The organism is Spirillospora sp. NPDC000708 (genome assembly GCF_040299565.1).
In the GTDB taxonomy this organism is placed as follows: Bacteria; Actinomycetota; Actinomycetes; order Streptosporangiales; family Streptosporangiaceae; genus Spirillospora.
Genome location: NZ_JBEPCJ010000037.1, coordinates 70,075 through 94,063 on the forward strand (window position 1 = coordinate 70,075; position 23,989 = coordinate 94,063).

25 protein-coding genes and 1 pseudogene are annotated in these 23,989 nt (G+C 72.5%); 13 read left to right on the forward strand and 13 right to left on the reverse strand.

The window, feature by feature from the left end; genetic code table 11:
* The first annotated feature begins 93 nt into the window (after positions 1-93).
* Both ABT299_RS25405 and ABT299_RS25410 read left to right on the forward strand, forming a co-directional pair.
* Positions 94-1,335 (forward strand): MFS transporter, encoded by a 1,242-nt coding sequence (locus ABT299_RS25405; protein WP_500252221.1) that lies wholly within the window; start codon positions 94-96, stop codon positions 1,333-1,335.
* Positions 1,336-1,452: 117 nt separating this feature from the next.
* Positions 1,453-3,504 (forward strand): right-handed parallel beta-helix repeat-containing protein, encoded by a 2,052-nt coding sequence (locus tag ABT299_RS25410; protein WP_500252222.1) that lies wholly within the window; start codon positions 1,453-1,455, stop codon positions 3,502-3,504.
* A gap of 4 nt (positions 3,505-3,508) precedes the next feature.
* Here ABT299_RS25410 and ABT299_RS25415 read toward each other — a convergent pair whose 3' ends face one another.
* On the reverse strand, positions 3,509-3,649 hold the full coding sequence (locus tag ABT299_RS25415) for a hypothetical protein (RefSeq protein ID WP_500252223.1): 141 nt from the start codon (positions 3,647-3,649) through the stop codon (positions 3,509-3,511).
* Between the two features lie 24 nt (positions 3,650-3,673).
* Here ABT299_RS25415 and ABT299_RS25420 point away from each other — a divergent pair, with 24 nt between their 5' ends.
* Positions 3,674-4,240 (forward strand): G5 domain-containing protein, encoded by a 567-nt coding sequence (locus ABT299_RS25420; RefSeq protein WP_500252224.1) that lies wholly within the window; start codon positions 3,674-3,676, stop codon positions 4,238-4,240.
* Between the two features lie 29 nt (positions 4,241-4,269).
* Here the strand turns inward: ABT299_RS25420 and ABT299_RS25425 are convergent.
* Positions 4,270-4,566: pseudogene (locus tag ABT299_RS25425) on the reverse strand (asparaginase); the annotation flags it as partial.
* 67 nt (positions 4,567-4,633) lie between these two features.
* Positions 4,634-6,061 carry a purine-cytosine permease family protein gene (locus tag ABT299_RS25430; RefSeq protein WP_500252225.1) on the reverse strand — a complete coding sequence of 476 codons (1,428 nt, stop codon included), beginning with the start codon at positions 6,059-6,061 and terminating at the stop codon, positions 4,634-4,636.
* 102 nt (positions 6,062-6,163) lie between these two features.
* On the opposite strand from ABT299_RS25430, the gene ABT299_RS25435 reads away from it, so the two are divergent.
* On the forward strand, positions 6,164-7,720 hold the full coding sequence (locus ABT299_RS25435) for a PucR family transcriptional regulator (protein ID WP_500252226.1): 1,557 nt from the start codon (positions 6,164-6,166) through the stop codon (positions 7,718-7,720).
* A 26-nt stretch (positions 7,721-7,746) separates the two neighbouring features.
* On the opposite strand, the gene ABT299_RS25440 is transcribed toward ABT299_RS25435, so the two are convergent.
* The 4 genes from ABT299_RS25440 to ABT299_RS25455 all read right to left on the reverse strand — a co-directional run bounded on the left by ABT299_RS25440 (position 7,747) and on the right by ABT299_RS25455 (position 11,398).
* The gene (locus ABT299_RS25440) at positions 7,747-8,637 is read right to left on the reverse strand and encodes a polysaccharide deacetylase family protein (protein WP_241755267.1); all 891 of its coding nucleotides are present in this window, start codon (positions 8,635-8,637) and stop codon (positions 7,747-7,749) included.
* Positions 8,638-8,681: 44 nt separating this feature from the next.
* The gene (locus tag ABT299_RS25445) at positions 8,682-9,812 is read right to left on the reverse strand and encodes an oxidoreductase (protein WP_500252227.1); all 1,131 of its coding nucleotides are present in this window, start codon (positions 9,810-9,812) and stop codon (positions 8,682-8,684) included.
* A 56-nt stretch (positions 9,813-9,868) separates the two neighbouring features.
* Entirely contained in the window at positions 9,869-10,465 is a 597-nt protein-coding gene (locus tag ABT299_RS25450; protein ID WP_500252228.1) for a DUF1989 domain-containing protein, read from the reverse strand.
* Between the two features lie 78 nt (positions 10,466-10,543).
* Complete coding sequence (locus ABT299_RS25455) at positions 10,544-11,398, reverse strand: LysR family transcriptional regulator (protein ID WP_500252229.1); 855 nt, start codon at positions 11,396-11,398, stop codon at positions 10,544-10,546.
* A gap of 140 nt (positions 11,399-11,538) precedes the next feature.
* On the opposite strand from ABT299_RS25455, the gene ABT299_RS25460 reads away from it, so the two are divergent.
* A complete protein-coding gene (locus ABT299_RS25460; RefSeq protein WP_500252230.1) occupies positions 11,539-12,498 on the forward strand; it encodes an NADP-dependent oxidoreductase in 960 nt (319 codons plus the stop codon).
* 103 nt (positions 12,499-12,601) lie between these two features.
* Here the strand turns inward: ABT299_RS25460 and ABT299_RS25465 are convergent, their stop codons facing one another.
* Entirely contained in the window at positions 12,602-13,240 is a 639-nt protein-coding gene (locus ABT299_RS25465; RefSeq protein ID WP_500252231.1) for a TetR/AcrR family transcriptional regulator, read from the reverse strand.
* Between the two features lie 176 nt (positions 13,241-13,416).
* Here ABT299_RS25465 and ABT299_RS25470 point away from each other — a divergent pair, with 176 nt between their 5' ends.
* The 3 genes from ABT299_RS25470 to ABT299_RS25480 all read left to right on the forward strand — a co-directional run bounded on the left by ABT299_RS25470 (position 13,417) and on the right by ABT299_RS25480 (position 16,170).
* Positions 13,417-14,403, forward strand: coding sequence for a Rieske 2Fe-2S domain-containing protein (locus tag ABT299_RS25470; protein ID WP_500252232.1), 987 nt, complete (start codon positions 13,417-13,419; stop codon positions 14,401-14,403).
* A gap of 36 nt (positions 14,404-14,439) precedes the next feature.
* Entirely contained in the window at positions 14,440-15,543 is a 1,104-nt protein-coding gene (locus ABT299_RS25475) for an NAD(P)H-dependent amine dehydrogenase family protein (RefSeq protein WP_500252233.1), read from the forward strand.
* 165 nt (positions 15,544-15,708) lie between these two features.
* Positions 15,709-16,170 carry a hypothetical protein gene (locus ABT299_RS25480; RefSeq protein ID WP_500252234.1) on the forward strand — a complete coding sequence of 154 codons (462 nt, stop codon included), beginning with the start codon at positions 15,709-15,711 and terminating at the stop codon, positions 16,168-16,170.
* Between the two features lie 311 nt (positions 16,171-16,481).
* On the opposite strand, the gene ABT299_RS25485 is transcribed toward ABT299_RS25480, so the two are convergent.
* From ABT299_RS25485 to ABT299_RS25500, 4 genes are all read right to left on the reverse strand, one after another.
* Positions 16,482-17,102, reverse strand: coding sequence for a dihydrofolate reductase family protein (locus tag ABT299_RS25485; protein WP_190853053.1), 621 nt, complete (start codon positions 17,100-17,102; stop codon positions 16,482-16,484).
* On the reverse strand, positions 17,102-17,602 hold the full coding sequence (locus tag ABT299_RS25490) for an SRPBCC family protein (RefSeq protein ID WP_500252235.1): 501 nt from the start codon (positions 17,600-17,602) through the stop codon (positions 17,102-17,104). The genes ABT299_RS25485 and ABT299_RS25490 overlap by 1 nt, the downstream gene beginning before the upstream one ends.
* 3 nt (positions 17,603-17,605) lie before the next feature.
* Positions 17,606-17,950, reverse strand: a complete 345-nt coding sequence (locus tag ABT299_RS25495; RefSeq protein WP_500252236.1) for an ArsR/SmtB family transcription factor — start codon at positions 17,948-17,950, stop codon at positions 17,606-17,608.
* 94 nt (positions 17,951-18,044) lie between these two features.
* Positions 18,045-19,163 carry an FAD-dependent oxidoreductase gene (locus ABT299_RS25500; protein WP_500252237.1) on the reverse strand — a complete coding sequence of 373 codons (1,119 nt, stop codon included), beginning with the start codon at positions 19,161-19,163 and terminating at the stop codon, positions 18,045-18,047.
* Between the two features lie 53 nt (positions 19,164-19,216).
* Here ABT299_RS25500 and ABT299_RS25505 point away from each other — a divergent pair, with 53 nt between their 5' ends.
* Complete coding sequence (locus tag ABT299_RS25505) at positions 19,217-19,909, forward strand: TetR/AcrR family transcriptional regulator (RefSeq protein WP_500252238.1); 693 nt, start codon at positions 19,217-19,219, stop codon at positions 19,907-19,909.
* A 48-nt stretch (positions 19,910-19,957) separates the two neighbouring features.
* On the opposite strand, the gene ABT299_RS25510 is transcribed toward ABT299_RS25505, so the two are convergent.
* Positions 19,958-20,254: a VOC family protein gene (locus ABT299_RS25510; protein ID WP_190853063.1), complete on the reverse strand. Its 297-nt coding sequence runs from the start codon at positions 20,252-20,254 to the stop codon at positions 19,958-19,960.
* 352 nt (positions 20,255-20,606) lie between these two features.
* Here ABT299_RS25510 and ABT299_RS25515 point away from each other — a divergent pair, with 352 nt between their 5' ends.
* From ABT299_RS25515 to ABT299_RS25530, 4 genes are all read left to right on the forward strand, one after another.
* The gene (locus ABT299_RS25515) at positions 20,607-21,431 is read left to right on the forward strand and encodes an SCO6745 family protein (protein ID WP_500252239.1); all 825 of its coding nucleotides are present in this window, start codon (positions 20,607-20,609) and stop codon (positions 21,429-21,431) included.
* A gap of 213 nt (positions 21,432-21,644) precedes the next feature.
* Entirely contained in the window at positions 21,645-22,424 is a 780-nt protein-coding gene (locus ABT299_RS25520) for a class I SAM-dependent methyltransferase (RefSeq protein ID WP_500252240.1), read from the forward strand.
* Complete coding sequence (locus ABT299_RS25525; protein WP_190853071.1) at positions 22,421-23,179, forward strand: aKG-HExxH-type peptide beta-hydroxylase; 759 nt, start codon at positions 22,421-22,423, stop codon at positions 23,177-23,179. The genes ABT299_RS25520 and ABT299_RS25525 overlap by 4 nt, the downstream gene beginning before the upstream one ends.
* Positions 23,176-23,838: a putative 2OG-Fe(II) oxygenase gene (locus ABT299_RS25530; protein WP_190853074.1), complete on the forward strand. Its 663-nt coding sequence runs from the start codon at positions 23,176-23,178 to the stop codon at positions 23,836-23,838. Before ABT299_RS25525 ends, ABT299_RS25530 begins: the two co-directional genes overlap by 4 nt.
* Positions 23,839-23,989: the final 151 nt, after the last annotated feature.

Genomic DNA, 23,989 nt, shown 5'->3' on the forward strand with positions numbered 1-23,989 from the left:
ATCACCGCCTGGACGACGCGGCCACGGCGTCGATTGACGATAAGCGTCAACCGGCGTGCTCCAGCCCGGGGGCCGGACGCACCGTCTGACGCCATGGCGACCATCACCAGGATCCGACCCCGCGCCCTCGTCCGCGCCTCCGGAGGCCCCCGCTATGCCGTCGCGCTGGCCGTGGACGCGCTGGGCACCGGCCTGCTGCGGCCCTTTCTGCTGCTCTATGGCGTGACGGTATTGAAGCTGTCCGCGACGGTCACCGGCGCCGCCATGACGGTCGGCATCGTCGCGGGTCTGGTGTGCATGCCCGCGGTGGGCCGATGGTTGGACAGCGGCGCACGCAGCACGGTCGTGGCGGCGGCGATGCTGGTGCGGGTGCTGGGCGTGGCGCTGCTGCTGGCCGCCCCGGCTGGGCACGTCTGGCTCTTCGCGGCGGCGGCGCTCTTCCTCGGCATCGGTAATCAGGCATGGCCTGCCGCCCACGCCGCACTCGTGGCAACGGTCGCCCACGGCCGAGAACGCGACACCGCCCTCGCGGCCGCCCGCGCCCTGCGCAACGCCGCCCTCGGCGTGGGAGCACTGCTCGCCACCGCATGCCTGGCGGGCGGCACCACCGCGCTGCGGGCGCTCGCAGCCGTCACCGCGCTCGCCTACCTCGCCGCAGCGGCCTTGGCGTGGTCGGTCCACGTGCACGCACATCCGGCGGAAGCCGTCCCGGCCAAGGACCGGGACGACGAGCCCGCGCCCCGGATGCTCGCCCTCCTCGCCGCCAACGTGGTCTACGTCTTCTGCCTCAACGTCCCGGAGATCGCGATACCGCTGGTCCTGGTGACGCGGTTCCACGCGTCCCCCGTGTGGCCGGCAGCGGTCTTCGTTGCCAACACGGTGCTGGTGGTCACCCTGCAGGTGCCCGTCACCGTCCTGATGTCCCGCTTCTCCCGGCGGACCGTGCTGGCGCTGTCCGGCGTGGTCCTGGCCGCGTCCTACCTCGGCTTCCTCGCGGCCGCCTCGCTGGGGCACGGCTGGGGCACCCCGGCCGTCGCCGCGGTGTCCGTGGTCTGCACGATCGGCGAGATCATCTATGCCGGCAGCGCCACCGCGCTCGTCACCGCGCTCGCACCGGCCCGCGTCCTGGGACGCGCCCTCGCCCGCTTCCAGCTCTCCACGGGCTTCGGCCTCGCCGTCTCACCGGCGGTCATCACCGCTCTGGCCGCCCTCGGCCCGGTCGCCCTCTGGGGCGGCCTCGCCGCCGCGACGCTCGTGTCCGCCTCCGCCGTCGCCGCCGAGAGGGACCGAGTACCACGGCCCGGCGGGCGCCGCCGGGTGCGAGCGGTCTCGTGAACTGAAGATCGATACCAGTCTTGTTGTGAGACTTCCTCGGATTTGATGATCGTGCTTCTATGACACCGAGCAAGCGTTCGGGGGATCAAGGTCAGGCGCCGAGCGAGGGAGCACCGGATGGGCCTGCGGTTTCTCGGGAGATGGTGGGCGCCCCTGGCGGCCATGGCCGTGCTGGTCCTCGGCATGGCGCAGGCGGCGCAGGCGCACATCGAACGCCCGTCGTACTGGCCCTCTCCCGGTCCCGACTGCTCCGTCAGCCCGTGCGCGGGCGGCAAGGTGCCGACGCCCCGGAGCCTCGCGTCGGCCGTCGAGACCGTCCCGCGGAGCACGACCCGCGTCGTGTGCCAGCCGGATTCGCTGAAACGGCTGGACGCCTCGATCAAGCGGGCGCTCAAGTCGGGCTACAACGTCCGCCCCCACGACCACCGGACGCTCGGCGCCACCGAGGCCAAGAACCTGCAGCGGATCAACCGGACGCTGTTCGACCGGTGCCGGTACAGCGAGATCCAGCCCGCGGTGACCGATTCGCGGAACAACGACCGGGTCGTGGTGCTGCCGGGCGTCTACACCGAGCCCACGGCGCGGAAGAAGCCGACCCACGACCCCGCGTGCGACCAGTACAAGCTGAGCACGGGCGCGTACTCCTACCTCGGCGAGTACACGTGCCAGAACGACGCCAACCTGATCGCCGTGCTCGGCCGGTCCCCCGGCACCGGCAAGGACCCGGACCCGCCGCTCGTCGACCGGCACGGCATCCCCAACCGGGGCGCGTGCGTGCGCTGCAACCTCCAGCTCGAAGGGGCGGGCGTCAGCGCCGACGACGTGGTCGTGGACGCCGGCGACCCGTCGTCCGGCAACGGCGGCCCCCGCAATTCGGCGAAGGACGTGGGCATCCGCGCCGACCGGGCCGATGGTTTCGTGCTGCGGAACCTGACCGTCCGGCACGCCAACGAGCACGACATCTACGTCCTCGAGAGCAACGGGTACCTGCTGGACAGCTTCAAGACCTTCTACGCGGGCGAGTACGGCGTGCTCACGTTCGTCGAGGACCACGGCGTGATCCAGAACTGCGAGGCGGCCGGCAACGGCGACTCCGGGCTGTATCCCGGGTCGGGCGCGAAGACCGGGGCGGGACGCGACGAGAGCGTCTACCCCGCCGCGCGCTACAGCCAGGAGATCCGCTACTGCGACTCGCACCACAACACCAGCGGCTATTCGGGCACCGACGGCAGCGCCACGTGGGTGCACCACAACAACTTCTACGGCAACGCCCTCGGCTTCACCACCGACGTGTTCACCGCCGCCGGGCATCCGGGTTTCCCGCAGCAGGGCGACCTGGTCGAGAAGAACGACTTCTCCTCCAACAACTTCAACCCGTACCTGGCGGACAGCGACGTCGTGCCGACCGTGCCGGTCCCCGTGGGGAGCGGGATGTGGATCGCCGGCGGTGACGACAACGTCGTCCGGAACAACACCTTCCGCGACAACCGGCGGCGCGGGGCCATGCTGTTCGCCGTCCCGGACGCGTTCGTCTGCGCCGACAAGCCCATGACGGGCTGCGACCCGCTGAAGCTGTCCACCTCGCACCGCAACCAGTTCTACGGCAACAAGATGACCGGAAACGGCGTGGACTTCTGGTGGGACGCCTTCCCCGGCAATTCCGGCAACTGCTGGTACTCCAACGGCACCGCCACCACCTCACCCGGCAACCTTCCGGACTGCCTGAACGGCAAGGCGCCCTTCCTCAGCATCGGGTTCGGCAACCTGGGCAACGAGCTCGAACTGCTCACCTGCATGTCCAACCTGAAGCCCGGCGGCCCGTGCCCCTGGTTCAAGACCCCGGGGGCCACCGCCCCGGCCGCGACCAGGACGGCATCCGCCGGTGACCCCCACGACCCCGGGACGAGCGAACTCGACGACGCGATGCTCGCCGCGATGACCTGCCATTCCTGGGAGGAGATGACGACCGGTCAGCGCGACCACATGCTGGCCAGGATGGCGGTGTTCATGGGCGGCCAGATCGACCATCCGGGCGCGCGCGGCACCACGCTGAGCAACCAGAAGGCGACCGGAATGCTCAACAACGCCTGCGGACTGTCCTTCGCGGGGCCGTTCAAGCTTTACAAACTCTACGCCCGAGCGGCGGCCTTCCCTCTGCAACTCCCGTAACGCCTCAAAGGAACTGCGGTCCGGTCACCCGCCTTCCGTAATCCGGCGCGGTGGCCGCGGCCCGGTCCGTATTTACCCGGTACTTCACGCTGAACATGGCCTGAGCCGGGCAGTTCCCTTGACCGGCCGTGTCAACGGTCAGCATGATCCAGTCCCTACGGAGGGACTCATGCGACACTTCACGCTGGTTGCCTTGGCCGTAAGCGGCCTGCTCACGTTCAGCGCCTGCAAGGCGGACCCCTCGCCTTCGGCAGCGGTCTCGCCGATATCGAGCCCGGCGAATTCCGCTTCCCCGGCTGCATCCACATCGGCGACGCCCAAGGTGCCGGCCGAGAAGAAGAAGGTCACCGTGACCCGGAAGATCCCCTTCACCACCCGGAAGGTGCGCGATCCATCCCTCGCCAAGGGAACCACCAAGGTGAAGCGGCATGGCGTCACCGGCGTCAAGACCCTCACCTATGAAGTGACCCTCCGCGACGGTGTGGAGATCAGCAGGAAACTGCTTCACGAAGAGACCACCAAGACCCCGGTCTCGAAGATCATCGCCATTGGCGCCAAGCCGGCGTCGACGTGCGACCCCAACTACAGCGGCGCGTGCGTGCCCATCGCGAGCGACGTCGACTGCGCCGGCGGCAGCGGCGACGGGCCCGCCTACGTCCAGGGCCCCGTCCGCGTGATCGGCAGCGACATCTACGACCTGGACCGCGACGGCGACGGCATCGGCTGCGACACCTAGCCCGGCGCGGGCGGGCGGTGGGTGCCGTCTCATGCGGGCAGGTGCGGGCGCAGGCGGGCAAGGGCCTGTTCGGCGCCGCCCTCGGCGGCGAGCGCGGTCATGAGGAGCAGCCGGGCCTTGGGGGCGCCGAGGGTGCCGGCGAAGACGGCGCCCGCCTCGGCGAGGTCGGCGCCACCGCCGGCGCCGTAGACGGGGACCGCCGGTCCCTCCGCGCAGCGCGACGTGACCAGGACCGGGATGCCCTGGGCGAGGCAGGTCCGGATCTCGGCGAGGACGCCGGGGGTGGGGTTGCCCGTACCGAGCGCCTGGACGACGAGACCGTGGCGTCCGGTGCGGACGCGTGCCGCTGGGCACCGGTGAGCACCGCGGTCCGCCCGGGAGGCAGAACTCCCATCAGGACACCGCCTCGGCCGCCACCGCCGCGTCGGCCGCGGCCTGCCGCCGCGTCCGGACGGCCAGGGCGTAGTAGACCCCGCCCGCGACGAGGCCGCCCGACAGCCAGGAGAAGTCGGTGTGGCCCAGCGTCCGCGCGAGCGGTCCCTGCAGCGCCGGCACCATGCCGAACTGCCACGCCCATCCGGCCAGCAGTCCCAGCGCCAGGCTGACCAGCGCCGGTCCGCCGCGGCCGCCGCCGCGGTACAGGGCGGCCACGTCGACGCGGCCGCGCCGCAGGACGAAGAAGTCCACCAGGCACACGGCCGCCCACGGGCTGATCCAGACCAGGATGGACGACATCCAGTTGTCGAAGGCCTGGGCGAAGCTCTCGGCCTGGAGGAACACCGCGAGGACGAGGGAGGCGACCGTCCCCGCCGCCAGCGTCACCTTCCAGCGGGCGGCCCGGATGCCGATCGACAGCGCGGCGAGGGAGCAGGAGTACAGGTTGAGGATGTTGGTCGCGACCGGCCCGTGCATGATCAGCAGCAGAACGGGCACCGCCATCACCCCGAAGGTGCCGGTCACCAGGCTGGAGGGGTCGCTGCCGCCGCCCGCGCCGGCCAGGCAGGCGCCGAGCGCGGCCAGCCACACCGTCGGGACGTACATGCCGAGGGCGGTGGACCAGAACACCGACCGGTCGGAGGCGCCCGTGCGGACGAAGCGGCTGTAGTCGGCCGAGTACGGCAGCCAGGTGATCCCCCAGCCGATGCCGATGGCGGTGAGCAGCTGGGTGACGGCGGTGACCTTGCCGCCGGTGGTCGTGGCGGTCGCGGCCGTCCAGTGCGGGTCGGAGTGCGCCAGCGCGAGGACGGTCATGACCGCCATCACCACCACCGTGGCCGGGACGGTGTACTTCTCGAAGGTGCGGATGGCGTAGAACCCGTACAGCGCCAAGGTCAGCTGGACGGCCATGATGAGCCCGGCCACCAGGTACCTCAGCCCGGTGCCGCCGTGCACGCCGATCTGCCCGAGGATCTCGATGACCAGGTCGAGCACCACCCAGGTGTTGACGCCGACCCAGCCCGTGGTGAGCAGTCCCTGCACCAGGCCGGGAACGAGGGCGCCGCGCCGGCCGAACGGCCCGCGGCCGAGGACCATCTGGTTGACGCCGGTGCGGTGGCCCATCACGTTGAACAGCCCGAAGACCGCGCAGCCGACCACGTTGCCGAGGGCGATGACCGTCAGCGTCTCCACGAGGCTGAGGCCGAGGGTGACGCCGAGCGCGCCGAGCACCCAGTTGATGGGCGCGATGTTGGCGCCGCACCAGATCCAGAACTGCTGCCATGGCGTGGAGTCGCGCGAGGACGCGGGGATGGGGTCGATGCCGTGCTCGTCGAAGCGGACCGCCTCGGGCCGGACGCTCTGTGCCGGATCGTTGTCGAACATGGTTCCTCCGTCCGTGATGTGACACACAAAAGCACCGAGCCCCGACGAAGCGAAGTAGAGGAACCTCTATTGATGAGGGCTCCGACTGTATAGATTCACACCATGTTCACTCTGCGGTCCCTGCTGGCGGACGCGACCCTGGAACTGCGGGTCCTGGTCCCAGGACCTCCGGGCGCGCTGGACGAGCCGGCCGCCTGGGTCCACAACACCGAGCTGCCCGACCCGTCGCGCTACGTGCGCCGGCGCGAGCTGGTGCTGACCAACGGGCTGTGGAGCGACCGCGTCACCGCCGCCGAGTTCGTCGCCGGCGTCCGGCGCGCCGAGCCGGCGGGCCTGGTGTTCGGCCTGCGGCCGGAGTGCCCCGTGACGCCGGACGACCTGGTCCGCGCCTGCGAGGAGGCCGGCGTGCCGCTGCTGGAGATCTCCGCGGCGGTGCCGTTCACCGCGATCTCGCAGGCGGTGGCCGCCCACTACACCGAGGAGCGGCAGGGCGCGCTCGTCGGGCTGGTCCGCCGGGGCGAGGCGCTGGCGACGGCGATCTCCCAGGGCGCGGGCGCCTCCGGGGTGCTGCGGGTGCTGCGCCGCGACCACGAGCTGCCGCTCGCGGTCGTCGACCGGATGGGCCGCCTGCTCGCGTCGGCCGGAGCCGAGCTGGAGCCCGCGCAGCTCCACACGGTGGCCACCGGCCTGGCGCGCCGCCCGCCGCCTCTGGAACTGGACCTCGGCGCCGCGGGCAGGGCCGCGCTGTACCTGGTCGGAGCGGTCGGCGAGGCCGACGCGGCACTGGTGTGCCTGCGCCCGGTCGCCGACCTCGCGCGCGTCGAGCAGGAGGCCCTGGAGCAGGCGGCCCGCTTCCTCAGCCTGGAGGTCGCGAAGAAGCAGGCGATGCAGGCGATCGAGCAGCGGTTCGCCGGGGAGCTGCTGGAGATGGTGCTGTCGGGCGGCAGCCGCGCGGCCGAGGTCCCCGGCCGGCTGCGCGCGTTCGGGGTGGACGCCGACGGGCCGCTGGCGGTGTGGGCGCTGGCGTTCGCCGGCGCCGACGCGACCCTGCCCGGGCTCGCGGAGGCGGCCGGCGAGTTCTTCGCCGCCGCGGGCGTCCCGGCCGTGGTGGCGGGCGGGTCGCAGGACGTGGTGGCCGTCCTGGCGTGGCGGCACGGCGAGCGGGAATCGGCGCCGCTGGCCGAACGGCTCGTCGCGACGGTCACCGGCCGCTTTCCCGGGCACCGGCCCGTGGTCGGCCTCGGCGGGGTCGTCCACCACTCGGACGGGCTGCGCGAGTCCCTCGTCCGGTCCCGGGAGGCGTGCCGGGCCCTGCGGCAGGGCCGTCCCGGACGCGCCGTCCAGACGTTCGCCGAGCTCGGCGCGCACCGGCTGCTGCTCGGCATGCAGGACGCCGAGACCCTGCGGACCCTGTCCGACGGCGTGCTCGCCCCGCTGCGCGAGCACGACGCCGGCCGGGGCGCCGACCTGGAGGCCACGCTGCGCGCCTTCCTGGACCACGACGGGCACTGGTCGGCCACCGCCGCGGCCCTGCACGTCCACGTCAACACGCTGCGCAACCGGCTCGCCAAGATCACCGAGCTGACGGGCCGGGACGTGACCCGCACCGCCGACCGCGTCGATCTGTTCCTCGCCCTGCAGGCCGCCGGCATGAAGTGACGGCCGCGCTTCCCGGGTCGCGCCGCTCAGTCCGGGTGGACCTCCGGGTCGACCTTGGGCCGCTCGTGCGGGCGCACCCGGACCGCCGGGTCGGCGAGGGCCGCCGCGGCGACGTCCCGGCAGCGCGCGAACGTCACGTCCGCGCACTCGCGGGCGTACTCGATGAGGTGCCGCAGCGCCAGCGCGCGGCCGGGACGTCCCGACAGGAACGGATGCGAGCACAGATTGAACAGGCACCGGTAGGCGCGCATGCCGTCCAGCTCCGCGCGCCACAGCTCCAGCGCCTTGCGCGGTGACTCGATCACCGACCCGATGTTCGGTTCGGGCAGGTAGGCGTACTGCTCCCAGTCGTCCAGCGACCAGTGCACCGGCAGCTCGACGATCTCCCCGGCCGCCGTCCCGACCCGGTACGGCCGGTCGTCCCCCATCAGGGACGAGTCGTAGCGCAGCCCGTACTCCGCGACCAGGTCCGTCGTCAGCCAGGACGCCTCCCACAGCGCCGCGCGGAATCCGGTGATCTCGATGCCCTGCGCCGCGAACACCTCCAGGGCCCGGACGAAGTCCGCGCGCTCCTCGTCCGGGCTCATCGACGTGGGCGGGCGGTGCGCGTAGGAGTGGTGCGCCACCTCGTGCCCGCGCTCGACGATCGACGCGGCCAGGCCGGGACGGCGCTCGGCCACCCAGCCCGGCACGAAGAACGTCGCCGGCACCTCCATCTCGTCCAGCAGGTCCAGGATGCGGGGCAGCCCCACGTCCGGGCCGTAGGACTGGTGCGACATCGTGCTCGCGTGCCGGGCGTAGCGTCCGCCGTGGGCGAGGATCGGCGTCTCGGCGTCCACGTCGAAGGTCAGCGTCGCCACCGCCGCAGCGCCGCCATGCCAGCTTCCGGCCCCGTCTCCGCCCATGACCTCGTCCATGTCCGTATCCGTCCCTCGTCCGCGCCCGGCCGGCGGCTGCTCCGTCAGACCTTCGCCTCGAGCACCCGGCGCTTGCTCCGGACGTTGTCCAGCGTGACCATCGGCTCCAGAAGCGTACGGTCGAAGCGCTCCAGCTCCGCGCCCTCCGCCAGGCGGCGCGGCAGGTCCGGGTTGACCAGGGCGCCGCGGGCCACGGACACGAAATCGGCGTGCCCGTCCCCGATGACCTGCGCCGACAGCCCCGCGTCGTGCATCCCGCCGTTGGCGATCACCGGGAGCCCGGTCACCCGGCGGGCCTGGCCCGTGATGGTGAGCCCGCCCTCCAGCTCCGCCGTCTCGATCCAGTTGCGGCCCTCGCTGGCGATGTGCAGGTACGTCGCGCCCGCCTCGGCCAGCGCGGCGAAGATCACCTCCCCGTCGTGGACGCCGCCCGGCCAGCGGTACCGGAAGTCGTTCACCTTCGTCTGCGACAGCCGCACGCCGACGCACCAGTCCGGGCCCACCTCGGCGCGGATCGCTTCGACGACCTCCGCCGTGAGCCGCACGCGGTTGGCGACCGGCCCGCCGTAGGAGTCCTCGCGGAGGTTGGTGTAGTCGGTGAGGAACTGGTCCAGCAGGTACCCGTTGGCGGCATGGATCTCCACGCCGTCGAACCCGGCCTCGCGGGCGTTCACCGCCGCCGCGGCGAACCCGGCCACGGCCTCCTCGATGTCGGCGGAGCCCATCTCCCTGGGCACCGGCCATCGGCCCGTCCCGCCGTACTCGGGCATCATCACACCGAGCGGCCTCACCGCCGACGGGCCTATCGTGTCATCGCGGTGCGCGTTGCCCTGCGACAGCGCGCCCGCGTGCATCAGCTGCGCCACGATGAGGCTCCCGGCCTCGTGGACCCCCTCGGTGACGTCGCGCCACGCCGCCACGTGCCGCGCCGACACCAGCCCCGGCTGGTTGAGATAGCTCTGGCTGTAGACCGCGTCGGTGTAGATCCCCTCGGTGAGGACGAGACCGAACCCGCCTCGCGCGAACTCGGTGTAGTAGGCGGCCATCTCGGGCGTCGGCGTGCCCTCGGGCCCGGCCGACACCCTGGTCATCGGCGACACCGCCAGCCGGTTGGCCGTCCGCAGGTCTCCGATGCGCCCCGGCTCCAGCGCGGGATGGCTTCCCTGAACGTTCATCGCTCTTCCTCTCATCTCTCGGTGTCATGGCCGCTTCCCGGCGATGCGCCGGGGCGTCACCAGACGTCGATCGCCAACGGCGTCGGCCGGCCGTTGTTGATGCCGACCATGTCCTGCGGGCACGCCGACACCACGACCACGCAGTCCATGGCCGCCTCGAAGGTGATCGCGTCCCCGGCCCGGCTCTCGGCCGGCAGCCACCGCAGCCGTCCCGACTCCTGCACGGGTATCCGCATGAACACGTTGACCGGCTGCGGCGTGACGGCGACGTCGAGGCCCAGCTCCGCCAGCGCGAGTTCCAGGTTCCGGGCGCACGAGCGGTGGCCGGGCACGCCCAGCGCCGCGTAGCGCGCCGGGTCGCAGGCGGCGATCAGCATGTCGTGCGAGCCCGGCGAGGTGTCGCTGGCCAGGACGAGGATCGGCCTCCGCCGATCGGTGACGAACGGCTCCCCGATCTCCGGGAAGAGCCGGCTCGTCCCGCTGCGGGTGTGCGCGGCGCTCAACCGCTCGCGCGGATCGTCGGCGGCGAAGGCGAACAGGTCGCCGACCTGCCCGCCCTCCAGGTCCACCACCCGCACCCGCTGCCCGGCGGCCACGCGGACCGCCCGGCCTTCCCCGGCGGGCACGACCGTCCGCTCTGTCGTCAGCTCCATGCCGCAAGCACACCACCGGCCAGACCCGCACGGCCATGGATCTTTCTCCACCGTTCGGCGCACCCAATGGATGTTCCTCTAGTCCGCGCTCATCCCCCGCGACTCGGCGACGGCCACCGCCGCGCGCACCAGCGCGGCCACGGCACGGCTGCGGGACCGCTCCGGCCAGGCGATCACCAGCGAGGCGGGAGGACAGTCCTCGACGGGGACGTACGCCACCGCCCGCCGGGGATACCGCACGGCGACCGATCTCGGAAGCAGGGTCACCGCGTCCCCGAGGCCGACGAGCGCGAGCAACTGCGCGAGGTCCCGCACGCCGTGCTCGCCGATGTCGCGCTCCGCCCGTTCGTCGACGTCCTCGGGACCGATCCCGAGGTCGGCGAGCCGTACGCGGGAGGCCCCGGCGAGGGCGTGGTCCGCGGGCAGCGCGGCCACGCGGGGCTCGGTCGCGACCACGTCCGCGTCGATGCCGTCCGGATCGTAGGGGGCGAACATCAGCGCGGCGTCGGCCTCGCCCGCGCGCAGCAGCCGCGTATGCTCCCGCCATCCGCACAGCCGGACGGCGACGGGTCCGGCGTCGGGCTCGGCGGCCGCCGCGGCGAGAACGTCCTCCAGCAGGCCGCCGTCGGCGTCCGCCTTGACGGCGAGCAGCACGCCGCGATCCGGCGCGGACGCCCGTACGGCACGGCGGACCGCCGCGTCGAGAGCCTCCAGAGCGGGCCGCGCATGAGCCAGGAGCACGGCGCCGGGCTCGGTCAACTCGACCACTCGCGTGGAGCGCTCGAACAGCCGCACGCCGAGCTCGCCCTCGAGGTTGCGGATCGCTCGTGACAGCGCGGGTCCGGCGATGCCGAGCCGTGCCGCGGCGCGCGTGAAGTTGCGTTCCTCCGCGACCGCGACGAAGTAGCGCAGGGCCCGGGACTCCGCCGGCATGCCTCTCACACTATTGCCTGATCGGCACCGTCATTGCTGCCTTTTCGTTCATGGTCGGTGCCGGATCGATCCTTCCCGGGGGCCGCGCCGCTCCCGCAGGCTGAGGCGACGGCAGGCCCACTGCGGAACGGAGAAACGGCATGCGAGCCATCGGCATCGAGCATTTCGGTGATACGCCGGCCCTCAAGGAGGCGCCCGTCCCCGAGCCCGGCGGCGGTGAGGTGCAGGTCGCCGTCGAGGCGGCGTCGACCAACCCGCTGGACCTGGCCATCGCCTCCGGGGCGCTGGCGTCGCTCGGCGAGTACCGGTTCCCGCTGACGCTCGGCATGGACGGCGCGGGCACCGTGACCGCGATCGGCGACGGCGTCACGGAGTTCGGCGTGGGAGACCGCGTCTTCGGGCAGTTCTGGGGCCGGCCGCTTCGGTCGGGCACGTTCGCGGAGGTCGCGGTGGTGCAGGCGGTGCCCGCGTTCGGCGCGCTGGCGCGCGTCCCCGACGGGCTGCCGAGCGGTGCGGCCGCCGCGCTCCCGACCGCCGGCATGACCGCGCTCGGCGCGATCGACGCCATGCGCGTGCCCGAGGGTGGCACCCTGGCGATCCTCGGCGCGACGGGAGGCGTCGGCACCTTCGCGGTCCAGGCCGCCGCCGCCCGTGGAGTCCGCGTCATCGCCACGGCCTCCGCGCAGGTCGCAGAGGCGGTGCGGGATCTGGGCGCCACCGAGATCGTCGAACGCGGTGCGGAGCCCCTCGACCGGGCACTGCGGAGGCTCGCGCCGGACGGCGTCGACGCGATCCTCGACACCATCGGCGACCGCTCCCTCACCAGCAGCGTGGCCGGTGCCGTACGGGACGGCGGAGCGCTGCTGTCGATCGCCTTCGGCGTGGACGAGAAACTCCTCGCCGACGAACGCATCCGTGCCGCCGACTACCGGCTCGATCGCAAGCCCGAGCGGCTCGCCGAGCTGGCGAGGCTCGCCACCGCGGGCACCATCCGGCCCGTCATCGGCGCGACGCTCTCCTTGGAAGAGGCACCGCGCGCCCTCGCCGGAGGCATCGAGTTCACGGGCATGCGCGGCAAGACCGTCCTCCGGGTGCGCTGACCTCAGAAGATGCCGGTGGCCGGCCGGGTCTTGGAAGCCGGTCTCAGGGCCGGCCGATCGATCGCCGGCCGACTCGAACGGCGGGATCGAGACCGCTCGGCGCTCAAGTGGCGGCGCCGGTGAGCAGCCAGCGCAGACGGGTCGTCAGTTCCTCGATGACCGTGTCGGCCTGCCGGTCCCGTGCCGTGCGGACCCAGTCGTCGAGCCAGACCTGCAACGCCGAGACGATCATCCCCGCGGCCACGCGCGGGCGGATGCCGGGCAGCTCGCCGGCGGCGATGGACGCCTCGACGCCGCTCGCGAGCGTGTCCAGGCCGGCGCTCCAGACCGTCCGCTGAACCCCGCGGCCGCCGTCCGCGCCGCTCGCCCATCCGGACCCGGCCCGGAGGTTGAGGTCGAGGTAATCGTCGTGCTCGGTCAGGAACCGGGCGACGGTCGCGACCCCGGTGAGGAGGCGTTCGAGGGGCGAGGTCGCCGTCCGCGTCGCCCTGTCGACCTCGGCGAGGAGCGCCCGCATCCGCTCGTCGTGCAGGGTGTTCCAGATATCGAGCTTCCCCGAGAAGGTCTTGTACACCGTCGCGAGGGACACACCGGCCGCCGCCGCGATCGACTCCATCCGCGCGTCGTTGAATCCGGACTTGCTGAACTCCCGCTCGGCCGCGGCGAGGATCTGCCGCTGGTACATCCGCCGGCGCGCGTCCCGGATGTCGGGCACCGCTGCCGGGCTGTCATCGAGGTGCATGGTCCTCCACTGCGCCCGTACGGCTCCGCCGCGCACCGCGCGGTCCGCCGTCCGAGCGCGTGCACGGATCGTTTCCAGAGGGGTTGTCCTCATCGTAGCGTCTCGCTAGTCTGACCGCAGAATCGCCATTCTGTTTTCCGAAGTAATCATTACTGGCACGAGTCCGGAGGTGCCCCGTGGCGAAGCCGACGCTCTCGATGAAGCCCACCGGCTGGTTCCAGGTCGCGTGGTCGGCCGAGATCGGGAAGGGCGACGTCACCCGGATGACGTACTTCGGCCGCGACCTGGTCGCCTGGCGCGGAGAGTCGGGGCAGGTGACCGTCATGGACGCCTACTGCGGGCATCTGGGCGCGCACCTGGGCTACGGGGGAACGGTCGTCGGCGACCGCCTCCAGTGCCCGTTCCACGGCTGGGAGTGGACGGCGGAGGGCCGCAACGCGTGCATCCCGTACGAGACCCGGCCGAACCTCGGCGCCCGGATCCGGACCCTGCCGACGGTCGAGCGCAATGAGGCCGTCTACGTCTGGCACGACGTCCACGGACGCCCGCCCCACTTCGACGTCCCCGACGTCTTCACCGCATGGGACGACGGCGTCACCGCGGACGACTACCACCCGGCGCTCCCCGACTCGACGCTGTTCCGGGAGCGGCTGGAGCTCCATCCGCAGTACGTCCTGGAGAACGGCGTCGACTTCGCGCACTTCAAGTACGTGCACAAGGTCCCGATCATGCCGGTGTTCACCCGCCAGGACTTCGACGAGCCGGTCTCCTACGTCGACTTCACCATCACCTTCGACGACTCGGTGACCAGCATCGACGACGCCGGCAGCGGTGTGCACGCCATCAACGCCGGGCTCGGCGTGGCGGTCACCAAGAGCTGGGGAATGGTCGACAACCGGACCGCGTCGGCGGTCACGCCGGTCGACGACTGCACCTGCGACGTGCGCTTCTCCGTCTGGATCGCCCGCCGGCCCGGCAAGGACGAGGCGGCCGAGCGCGCCTCGGCGCGGCGCAACGCCCAAGGCGTCATCGACCAGTTCCTCGCCGACATCGAGATCTGGTCGCACCAGCGCTACGCCGACCCCGCCAGGCTCGTCCGCGACGAGCACGCCGGCTTCACCGCGCTCCGCGCCTGGGCCGAGCAGTTCTACCCCGTCGAATGACGGCGCCGGGTTCCGTCTCCACGAAAGGCAGAGGCCATGACCTCAGATCGCACATCGCCCATCCGCGTCTTCCAGGTGGCCACCGGCAACGTGGGCACCGAGATGATCCGGCGGATCGGCAGGCATCCCGACCTGGAGCTCATCGGCGTGCACTGCTACACCCCGGAGAAGATCGGGCGAGACGTCGGCGAGCTCGCGGGCGGCGACCCGATCGGGGTCGTGGCGACCGGATCGGTGGAGGAGATCATCGCCGCCGCGCCGGACGTCGTCACCTTCCACGGGGTGTTCCCGGACGAGGCCCTCTACGAGCGCGTGCTGGAAGCCGGCATCGACATCGTCACCACAGCGGACTGGATCACCGGGCACCACCGCGACCGGAACCATCCGCACCCGTCGGGCCGGCCCGTCAGCGAGGTCCTGGCCGACGCCTGCCGGCGCGGCGGCGCCACCTTCTACGGCACCGGCATGAACCCCGGCCTCTGCCAGATCCTGGGGGTCGTGCACTCCGCCGACGTCGCCGAGATCGAGAACGTCACCGTCATCGAATCGGTCGACGTCTCCTGCCACCACTCCGCCGCCACCTGGGTCGAGGTCGGCTACGGGCGTCCCGTCGACGACCCCGCGCTGCCCGCGATGCTGGAGAAGTACACGCGGGTGTTCGCCGACTCGATCTACATGATGGCCGACTGCTTCGGCCTCCGGCTCGACGACGTCGCCTTCTCCTACGAGATGGGCGCCTGCACCAAGGACGTCGACCTCGGCTGGTACCGGCTGCCCAAGGGCTCGCTGGGCGCCAGCTACATCAAGTACCAGGGCGTCGTCGACGGCGTCCCGCGGATCGAGGCCCACCTCGAATGGCAGATGACCCCGGACACCGACCCCCGCTGGGACGTCAAGGGCTGCTACATCACCAAGATCCAGGGCGACCCCGTGATCTACAGCAAGCACATGATCCTGCCCAAGCCCGGCACCGACTTCTCCTCGCCCGAAGCCTTCGCCTCGATCGGCATGACCGTCACAGGGCTCCCCGCCCTCAACTCCATCAGAGCCGTCGTCGACGCACCTCCCGGCATCCTGACCAGCGCCGACATGCCGCTGCGCGGCTTCGCCGGCCGCTTCGCCGGCACGGCGAGCGGCTGATCGGCGCAATGCGCGCCACGTCCGGCCTCCCCGCGAGTTCCGCTGCCCTCCGAGTGGCGAGCAGGTACGCATCATCGAACTCGGCTCAATCTGTGTACTCGGGCGCGGGCACCTGAGTACGAGCGCTCATGCGCCCGCTCGGACCGAAAAGCCATTCTCGAGGGCATGGAGATGACTCGGAAGCCCGGGCGAGAGGCGTGGAGCGAGGCCCGATCCGGTGCCGCGGCGTGGGCGCGCCGCCTGCTGTGGACGCAGGTCGCGGCGCTCGGAGTGCTGTGGCTGCTCCCGAACGCGACGGTGGCCGCCGTGGTGGTGAGGGACGGGATCCCCCATGACGGGAGCGCGGCCTGGCTGCTGATCCCGATGATCTACACGGCACCGCTGCTCCTGCTCACCGTGCCCGGCGCCGTGCTGGCCGCGCGATGGCGTCCCGAGCGCCGCGGCGTCCAGTCCACGATCATGGCCTGGGAGTCCGTGTTCCTGGCGGCCTGCGCCCTGAGCCTGGTGCTCCCCCCGGTGAGAATGGCGCTCATGATGCTCGTCGCGATGCCTCCGGTGCTGGTCGTCGAGGCGCTCGCCGGCGCCGCCGTCCTGGTCATCCTGCTCCGGGTCCGGCAGGGCAGGTGACCCGATCGTCCGCAGGATCCCGCCGGCCTCACGCCTGGGTTAAGGTCCCTGCCATGGAAGCCGAGCATCCCCTTGTGCGGGAGGTCTTCCCTGAGCTCGTCACCGAGCTGGTGGCTTTGCTGGAGGAGGAGGGCGAGCGCGACCTCGTGCGAAGGGCATGCTCAACCTCGACGTCGTCAACGGGCGGATCATGTACGTCGAGGTGATCTACCGGCCGCCGCTGCATGACCGCCGACGGGACGAGGAGAGATAGTCGAGGCCCCCTTGTCACCGTGCCGCTGACCTCGGCGAAAACGTTGAGGCCGAGGTGGTCACCGCTTTCGGACGGTGTAGGTCAGGTGCGTCACCTTCGCGGAGGGCTCCGAGCGGACCTGCTCCAGGGCCACGCGGGCGGCGTCCACGCCCTCGAACAGGCGGATTCCGGCGCCGAAAAGCACGGGCGACAGCGCGATCGTGAACTCGTCGACCAGGCCGGCGTTCACGTACTGCAGGATCGTCGCGCCGCCGCCCGCGATGCGGACGTCGCGGTCGCCGGCGGCCTCGCGGGCCTGGTCGAGCGCCGTCTCGATGCCCTCGTCGACGAAGTGGAAGGTGGTCCCGCCCGGCCGCTCCCAGGGGTCGCGCTTCTCGTGCGTCACGACGAAGACCGGCGTGTGGAACGGCGCCTCCTCCGGCCACATCCGCTCGCCGGCGTCGAACATGCGCTTGCCCATCACGCTCGCGCCGGTGCGCTCGAACGTCTCCCGCACGATGTCGTTGTCGCGCCCTTCCTCGCCGCCCCCGCCGAGCTTCAGGTTCTCCCGGAAGAACCGCTGCGGGAAGATCCACTGCTGCAGCTCCATCCACTGCCGCCCCATCAGCTCCTCGCTGGACTCGGGCGCGATGAACCCGTCCAGCGACATCGAGACGCTGAAGAACACCTTTCCGGCCATCAGTCCTCGGCTCCCTTCGAAACGATCTCGGTGATGTAGGCGGCCAGGTTGCCCAGGGTCTGCCGGCCGCCCTCGACGGCGTGGTACTTCTCGACCGCCTCGTCGCGCAGCTCCTTGGTGGGGAACACCGTGCGCATCTCGATCCGGGTCGCCGCGCCGGCGGGCGCGAACGTCACGACCGACTCGAAGGCGTTCGGATCGCCGCGGGACTCACCGTGCAGCAGCGCGATCCGCTCCGGCGGAGCGATCTCGGTCCAGGAGATCCACTCCTGGAAGTCCGTCCCGTCCGGCCCGTGCATGACGAAGTCCCACTCCCCGCCCACGCGGAACTCGAACGCCCGCGTGGTGGTCGTGAACCCGTCCGGTCCCCACCACCGCGACAAGTGCCGCACCTCGGTGAACGCCTCGAACACCAGCTCGCGCGGGGCGTCGATGACCCTGGAGATCACGACCTCGCGGTCGGCCGTCGCGGATCGCGCCGGCGCTCCTCGTCCCGTCATTCGCTACTCCCCCTCCTGCCTTGCCTGCTTGAGGTCCTGCACGTAGGCGTCCAAGCGGTCGAAGCTGTCGTTCCAGAACCGCTCGAACCCGCCGGTCCACTCATGGACCGGCCGCAGCCCGCGGGCGTCGAGGCCGTACAGGCGCTGCTTGCCCGCCTTGCGGTCCCGCACCAGCCCGACCTCCCGGAGCACCCGCAGGTGCTTGGACGCCCCCGGCTGGGTCATGCCCAGTTCGCGGGCCAACTCGGTCACCGGCCGCTCGCCCGCCCGCAGCAGCACCAGGATCTCCCGGCGCTGCGGCTCGGCGATCGCGTTGAAGACGTCCGACGTCGTCGCTGCTCGTGCCATGGCCGCCATCATATGCCCATATCGGCATGCGTCAACCGAGACGGGCGGGATCCTGGGAGGGCTTCGCCTTCGGGGCTTCCGGAGGGGGCGGCGGTCAGGACGGCTGGACCTCGTCGAAGAGGGCGATGGCTTCGGCGGGGTCCGGGCTCACGAGGCGTTCGAGACCGGCCATCGTCATCGTCGCCCACCTGCCGGCCCGTGCCCACATCCGTTCCTCGAAGGCGCGGACGGCCTCGTCCAGATCTCCGGGACGGGTGGCGATGGCCTCGGCGAGTTCGGCGCCTTCCAGCATCGCGAGGTTCGCGCCCACCCCCAGAGGAGGCATCAGGTGGGCGGCGTCCCCCAGGAGCGTCACCCCGGGGACGTGGCCCCAGGTGTGGTGCGCGGGCAGGACGTAGAGGGGGCGATGGACGAAGGCAGTGCCGTGGTGGAGAAGCTCCAGGACGGGAGCGGCCCAGCCGTCGAACAGAGCCAGCAGGCTCGACCGCAGGGCCTCGACATCGGCCGGGTCCAGTTCCGCGTGCCAGTCCACCGGCGCGCGGAACTGGGCGTACACCTTCACGTGGCCGCCGCTGTTGCGCTGGGCGACGAGGGCGCGGTTCGCGCCGTACACGGCCACGGAACCGTCGCCGACCAGGCGGGCGAGGTCGGGGTGGCGGGCGTCGACGTCGTGCAGGGAGGTCTCGACCGCGGTGACGCCGGTGTAGTGCGGTGTCGCGGGCGAGAGCGCGGGGCGGACCCGGGACCAGGCTCCGTCCGCGCCGACGACGAGATCGAACGCCTCCTGCCGCCCGTCCGCGAAGTGGACCAGCACGCCGTCCCCGGGGACCGGCACCACCTCCGTCACGCGCCGTCCCCACTGGACGTCCAGGGGACCGAGCAGCAGGTCACGGAGCTGCCCGCGGTCGATCTCGGGATTGGCCCGGTCGTCCGGGCGGGGCCTCCAGTCGCGCAGGACGGTCCCGTCGGTGTCCAGGATGCGCATGGCCTGCCCCTCGGGACGCGACAGGGTCTCGAACTCCGCCAGCAGTCCCGCCTTGTCCAGCGCGAGCTGGCCCAGTCCTTCGCGCAGGTCCAGCGTGCCGCCCGGGGGACGTGCGTCGGGGGCGGGATCGCGTTCCAGGACGGTGACGGGGTGCTCGTGGCGGTGCAGCACGCGGGCGAAGGTCAGCCCTGCGGGCCCGGCCCCGACCACGGCGATACGGCGTCTCATGTCGATACAGTGTATTGATCTCGTACGCTGTATCGCAACTGTACGGTGTAGGCATGACTGTGTGGGACCGTCCGGAGCCGCCGACCCGCCCCGCCCCGCTCGACCGGGAGCGGATGGTCGCCGCCGCCATCGCGCTCGCCGACGAGGGCGGGCTGGAGGCGGTGTCGCTGCGCAAGGTCGCCGCCCGGCTGGACACCGGCCCGATGCGGCTGTACGGGTACATCTCGTCCAAGGAGGAGCTGTTCGACCTCATGCTGGACGAGGTCTACGGCGAGATCCTCCCCGAGGAGCGGCCCGGTGACTGGCGGGAGGCGCTGCGCGACCGCGCCCACCGCACCAGGGAGGCCGCCCTCCGCCACCCATGGCTGGCCGACCTGCTCGGCGGCCGTCCGACCCTGGGCCCCAACGCCCTCGCCGTGGCCGAGGCCACGCTGGCCGCCCTCGACGGCGTCGCCGACCTCGACACCGTCACGCGCGCCGTCGAGACCGTCAGCGCCTACCTCACCGGCGCGATCAGGCGCGAGATCGCGAACCTGCGCGCCGAGCGCGCCACGGGCCTGTCCAAGCGCGACTGGCAGCGCGCCGCCGGCCCGCATCTGAGCAGGATGCTGGACACGGGCCGGTTCCCGGCGCTGGCCAGGTTCGTGCACGACGGCACGGAGGTGGACGCCGAGACGTCCTTCGCGACCGGGCTGGACTGGGTCCTCGACGCCGTCGCCGCCAAACTCGCCCCTCCACCGGCGTGACCCCCGGCTCCCGCCGAAGGTGGGCGAGGCCGGCGCCGGGTCCGGATGTCACCGGACGGCCGCGACGACCACCTCGACGGCGCGGCCGTCCGGATCGTGCAGGACGTGCCGCCCCGGCTCCAGCGTCGGCGTCGCCCCGGTGGTGAAACCCAGGCGCAGTCCGCCGGTCGGCTCGCGTGCGCCGGCCGGGTAAAGCTCGAACACCATGCCGTCGTCCAGGACGGCGGCGTAGTGGGCCGGACCGGAACCATGCCGTTCCGGATGCAGGCGCAAGCCGAGCCCGGCGTAGAACGCACGGCACTCCTCGAGCCGGTCGGTGTAGATCACGGTCAATGTGCAGCGCATGGGGTCCTTCCGGATGCGGTGCCGTGTCGATGCGGAAACGGGGTCCGGTGCCTGAACAGGCCGTCCACCCCGGCGGCGATCAGTGCGCGGGCGCGCTCCGCGGCCTCGTCCGGCCGCCCGTCCAACTGCACGTCGAGTTTCACTGACCGATCTCCGTTCCGCGCGGCGCCGAGGGTTCGCCGGCCCGATCGTCCACGACGCTGGTTCCGGGCTGACAGGACGTCTACATCAGGAAGCGCGCAGAATTCCAGAATCAGGTGGCGACGAGTTGTCGGATCCGGGCCGGGTCGTTCGTAGCCAGGGTGAGAGGCTGCCCGCGAGGGCGCAGTCACGACCACAGGAGATGCCGACGATGACGCACCCGCAGACCAAGGTCCACCGAATCTTCGAGCTCATCGAGCCGATCGCCACCGTCACCTTCTCCGAGGTGCCGAACGAGGCGTTCCTCGCCCTCGGCATGCGCGACTACTGGGACGGATACTTCGCCGGCCGGGCCGCGCCGCTGGGCCTGGCGCCGGCCGAGGTGGTGCACGCGGTCTTCTACAACTTCGCCGACGGTGAGGTGGCGCGGCACATCCCGTGGGTCTGGGGGAAGACCACCCCGCAGGAGGCGATCGCCGTGCGCGAGCGCGGCAGCGCCGCCGCGCTGCGGCAGATGATCGGGGAGCTCGCCGACTCCCCCGGCCTGGCGCGGGCCGCCGACCTCGCCACCCGGGCAGCGGTCAGCGCGCCGACCGAGGGCCGGGTGCTGTACGCCGGGCTCCGGGCGCTCGACGTGCCCCGGGAGCCGGTGCCCAGGCTCTGGCACGCGACGACGCTGCTGCGGGAGCACCGCGGGGACGGCCACAACGCCGCCCTTGTCGCGCACGGCATCGGCGGCACCGAGGCCCACGTCCTCCTCGCTCTCTCCCTCGGGATGAGGGCGGAGGAGTTCGGCCGGCTCCACCACCTGCCCAAGGCGCACCTGGCCGCCGTCGTCGACGGGCTGCGCGGGCGCGGCCTCGTGGACGCCGACGGCGGGTTCACCGAGGCCGGCCGGCGGACCAAAGAGCGGATCGAGGCTCTCACCGACGAGCTGGCGACGCCGCCGTACGACGCGCTCGGCGCCGACGAACTCGACGAGCTGATCGCGGAGCTCGAGCCGATCGCCGCCGCGGTCCAGGCCGCCGACGGCTGACCGGCGAGCACTGCCGACGTTGAGCCGACTCCCTCCGTAGGCCCCTGACCGGCACCGCACGGGCACCCCTTCCAGCAGCGGGACTCTCGCAGCGGCTCCATGGCACGGGTGGAACGGGCTGGAACGCCGTCATGGAACCGGGCTGGAACGCCTTCTGGGTGACAGGTCCGGCGGGAAAGGCGCCCCCGGATCGGGAGATCCGTGGAGGAGCCCATGGCGGAGTCGGCGCGCAAGCCGAGCAGCGAGGCCCCGGTGCCGTGCGGCGCGGGCACGAGCGCACGGGTGCTCATGGCCCCGCCGGACGGCACCGACGACGTCCTGCGGGTGTTCTACCGGACGGTCCGCGCCGGTCAGGAGCGGCTGGCCGGCGGCGGGGGGCCGTTCGGCTTCGATGTCACCGTCGCCCTGCTGGTCGACGACCTGATCGACGCCTACCGGTGCGACGCGGTCGTCGAGACCGGCTGCCACCTCGGGGACACCGCCTCCTACCTGGGGCGCCGCTACCCCGGCCTGCCGGTCATGACGTGCGACATCGACCCCGGGTACGCGCGGTTCACCGCGCACCGGGTGCGCGACCTGCCGAACGTCACGGTCACCTGCCAGGACTCCCCCGCCCTGGTCGCGGACGCGGCGGACGCGTTCGACCGGCCCCTCTACTTCCTGGACGCGCACTGGGGCGCGTGGCCGCTGCCGCGCGAGCTGGCGGCGATCCGCACCGGTGTCGTCCTCATCGACGACTTCGACATCGGGCACCCGCGGTTCGGCCACGACGCCTATGGCGGCGTCTCCTGCGGGCCGGACGTGCTCGCGGCGATGACGCCCCCTCCCGCCCGGTACTGGACGCCCGTGCCCGGAGCCGAACGCCGGCTCCCCTGCCTGCAGGTCGGCCGCCGCGCCGGCGTCGGGCTCCTCGTGGCCGGTCTCGACGGCCGCCCGCTGGACGAGCACCCCGCGCTGACCGGCCACGCCCTCACCACCGAGGAGATCCGATGAACGGCACCGCGCCCGCGATCACCTGCACCGATCCGCTCGCCGACCTCGGCGGCCTGCCCTTCGTGGACGACGGGTTCCGCTCGCGGCGGCTGCTGGCGGCGGCCGCGGCGGCCCGGCACGTCCTGGCCGAGCGGCAGGGCCGGACCCGGGGACTGTCGGAGCGGACGCTGGAGGGCTGGCTCGCCCCGGCGCGGGCGCTGACGCTGGTCGACGGGCCGGCGATGCCCGCCCGGCCGCTCACCCGGATCCAGCGCGGCCAGGTCGCGCAGGCCCGCGCCGGCCTCGCCGCCGCCGTCCCGGCGTGGCGGCCGCTGCTGGACCTGCCGGTCCGGTACGCGCTGCTGGACCCCGACGGCGGCGCGATCTCCGCCTCGTCCAAGGCGTGGCCGCAGCACGTCCTGCTGGCCCGCGCCGCCTTCGACTCGCCGCTGGAGGTCCGCGAGCAGCTCCTCCACGAGACGGCGCACCAGTGGCTCTACCTGATCGAGGAGGTGTGGCGGCTCCAGCGGCCCGGTGCCCCCCGCCGCACGCTCCCGTCCGGCACCGCGGACCGCTCGCCGGCCGAGGTGCTGGGCGCCGCGCACGTCGCGACCGCACTGACGCGCATGTACCGCGCGTGCGGCGACGCGCCGCCCGGCCGCCTCGCGCACCTGGCGGTGTACCGGGCCGGCTGCCTGGACCTGCTCGACCGGGCCGCCGCCGACCTGACCGACATCGGACGCGCGTTCGTCCGCCGACTGCAGGAGACCGCATGACCCTCACAGCACCCGCGCCCGCGCCCGCGCGGCGCCCCGAGCGCTTCGCGCCGTTCGCGGCCTGGGGCAGCCCGCTCTACGTCGCCGACATCGCCTCGGCGGGCGAGCGCCTGCCCGCCTTCCGCGACCTCATCCTAGAACGCACCGGCACCGATCCCGAGGCGTCCAACTTCGGGGTCATCACCGCCACGAAGGCCAACCAGGACATCCTGCAGTGGGACGACCCCGTCGTGGACTGGTTCAAGGGCCGGATCGTCGACGCCGTCAGCGCGCTCACCCGCGCCACCCTGGGCGAGGCCGCCGACGAGGTCGCCCAGGAGGTGATCGCCGAGGCGTGGACGGTGGTCTACGCCGAGGGCGGCAGCCTGCGGCCGCACACCCACCACGACTCCGCCTGGTCCGGGGTGTTCTACGTCGAGTCCGGCGACGGCGGCGACACCGGCGAGGCCGGGTACCTGCAGCTGCTGGACCCGCGGCCCGCCGCGGTGGCCCGCTTCGCCTCCCAGGGCGTCTACCGGGTCGAGCCGGTGCCCGGCCGGATGGTGGCCTTCCCCGGCTGGCTGCCGCACTCGGTGCAGGCCACCCTCACCGGCGGCGGACGGCGCATCTGCGTCGCCTGGAACGTCGCCTACGACAAGGACTGGGCGGGCATGTCATGACCGCCTCCACGCTCATCGAGCCCGGCGCGGCCGGCTCCCCGCCCGTCCGGCTGCTGTGGGGGACCAGCGTCCTCGTCGGCAACGTCGACCTGGACGGCATCGTCCGGCCGGGCCTGACGGCCGCGGCCACGCCCGGCGCCGCCGGCGGCGC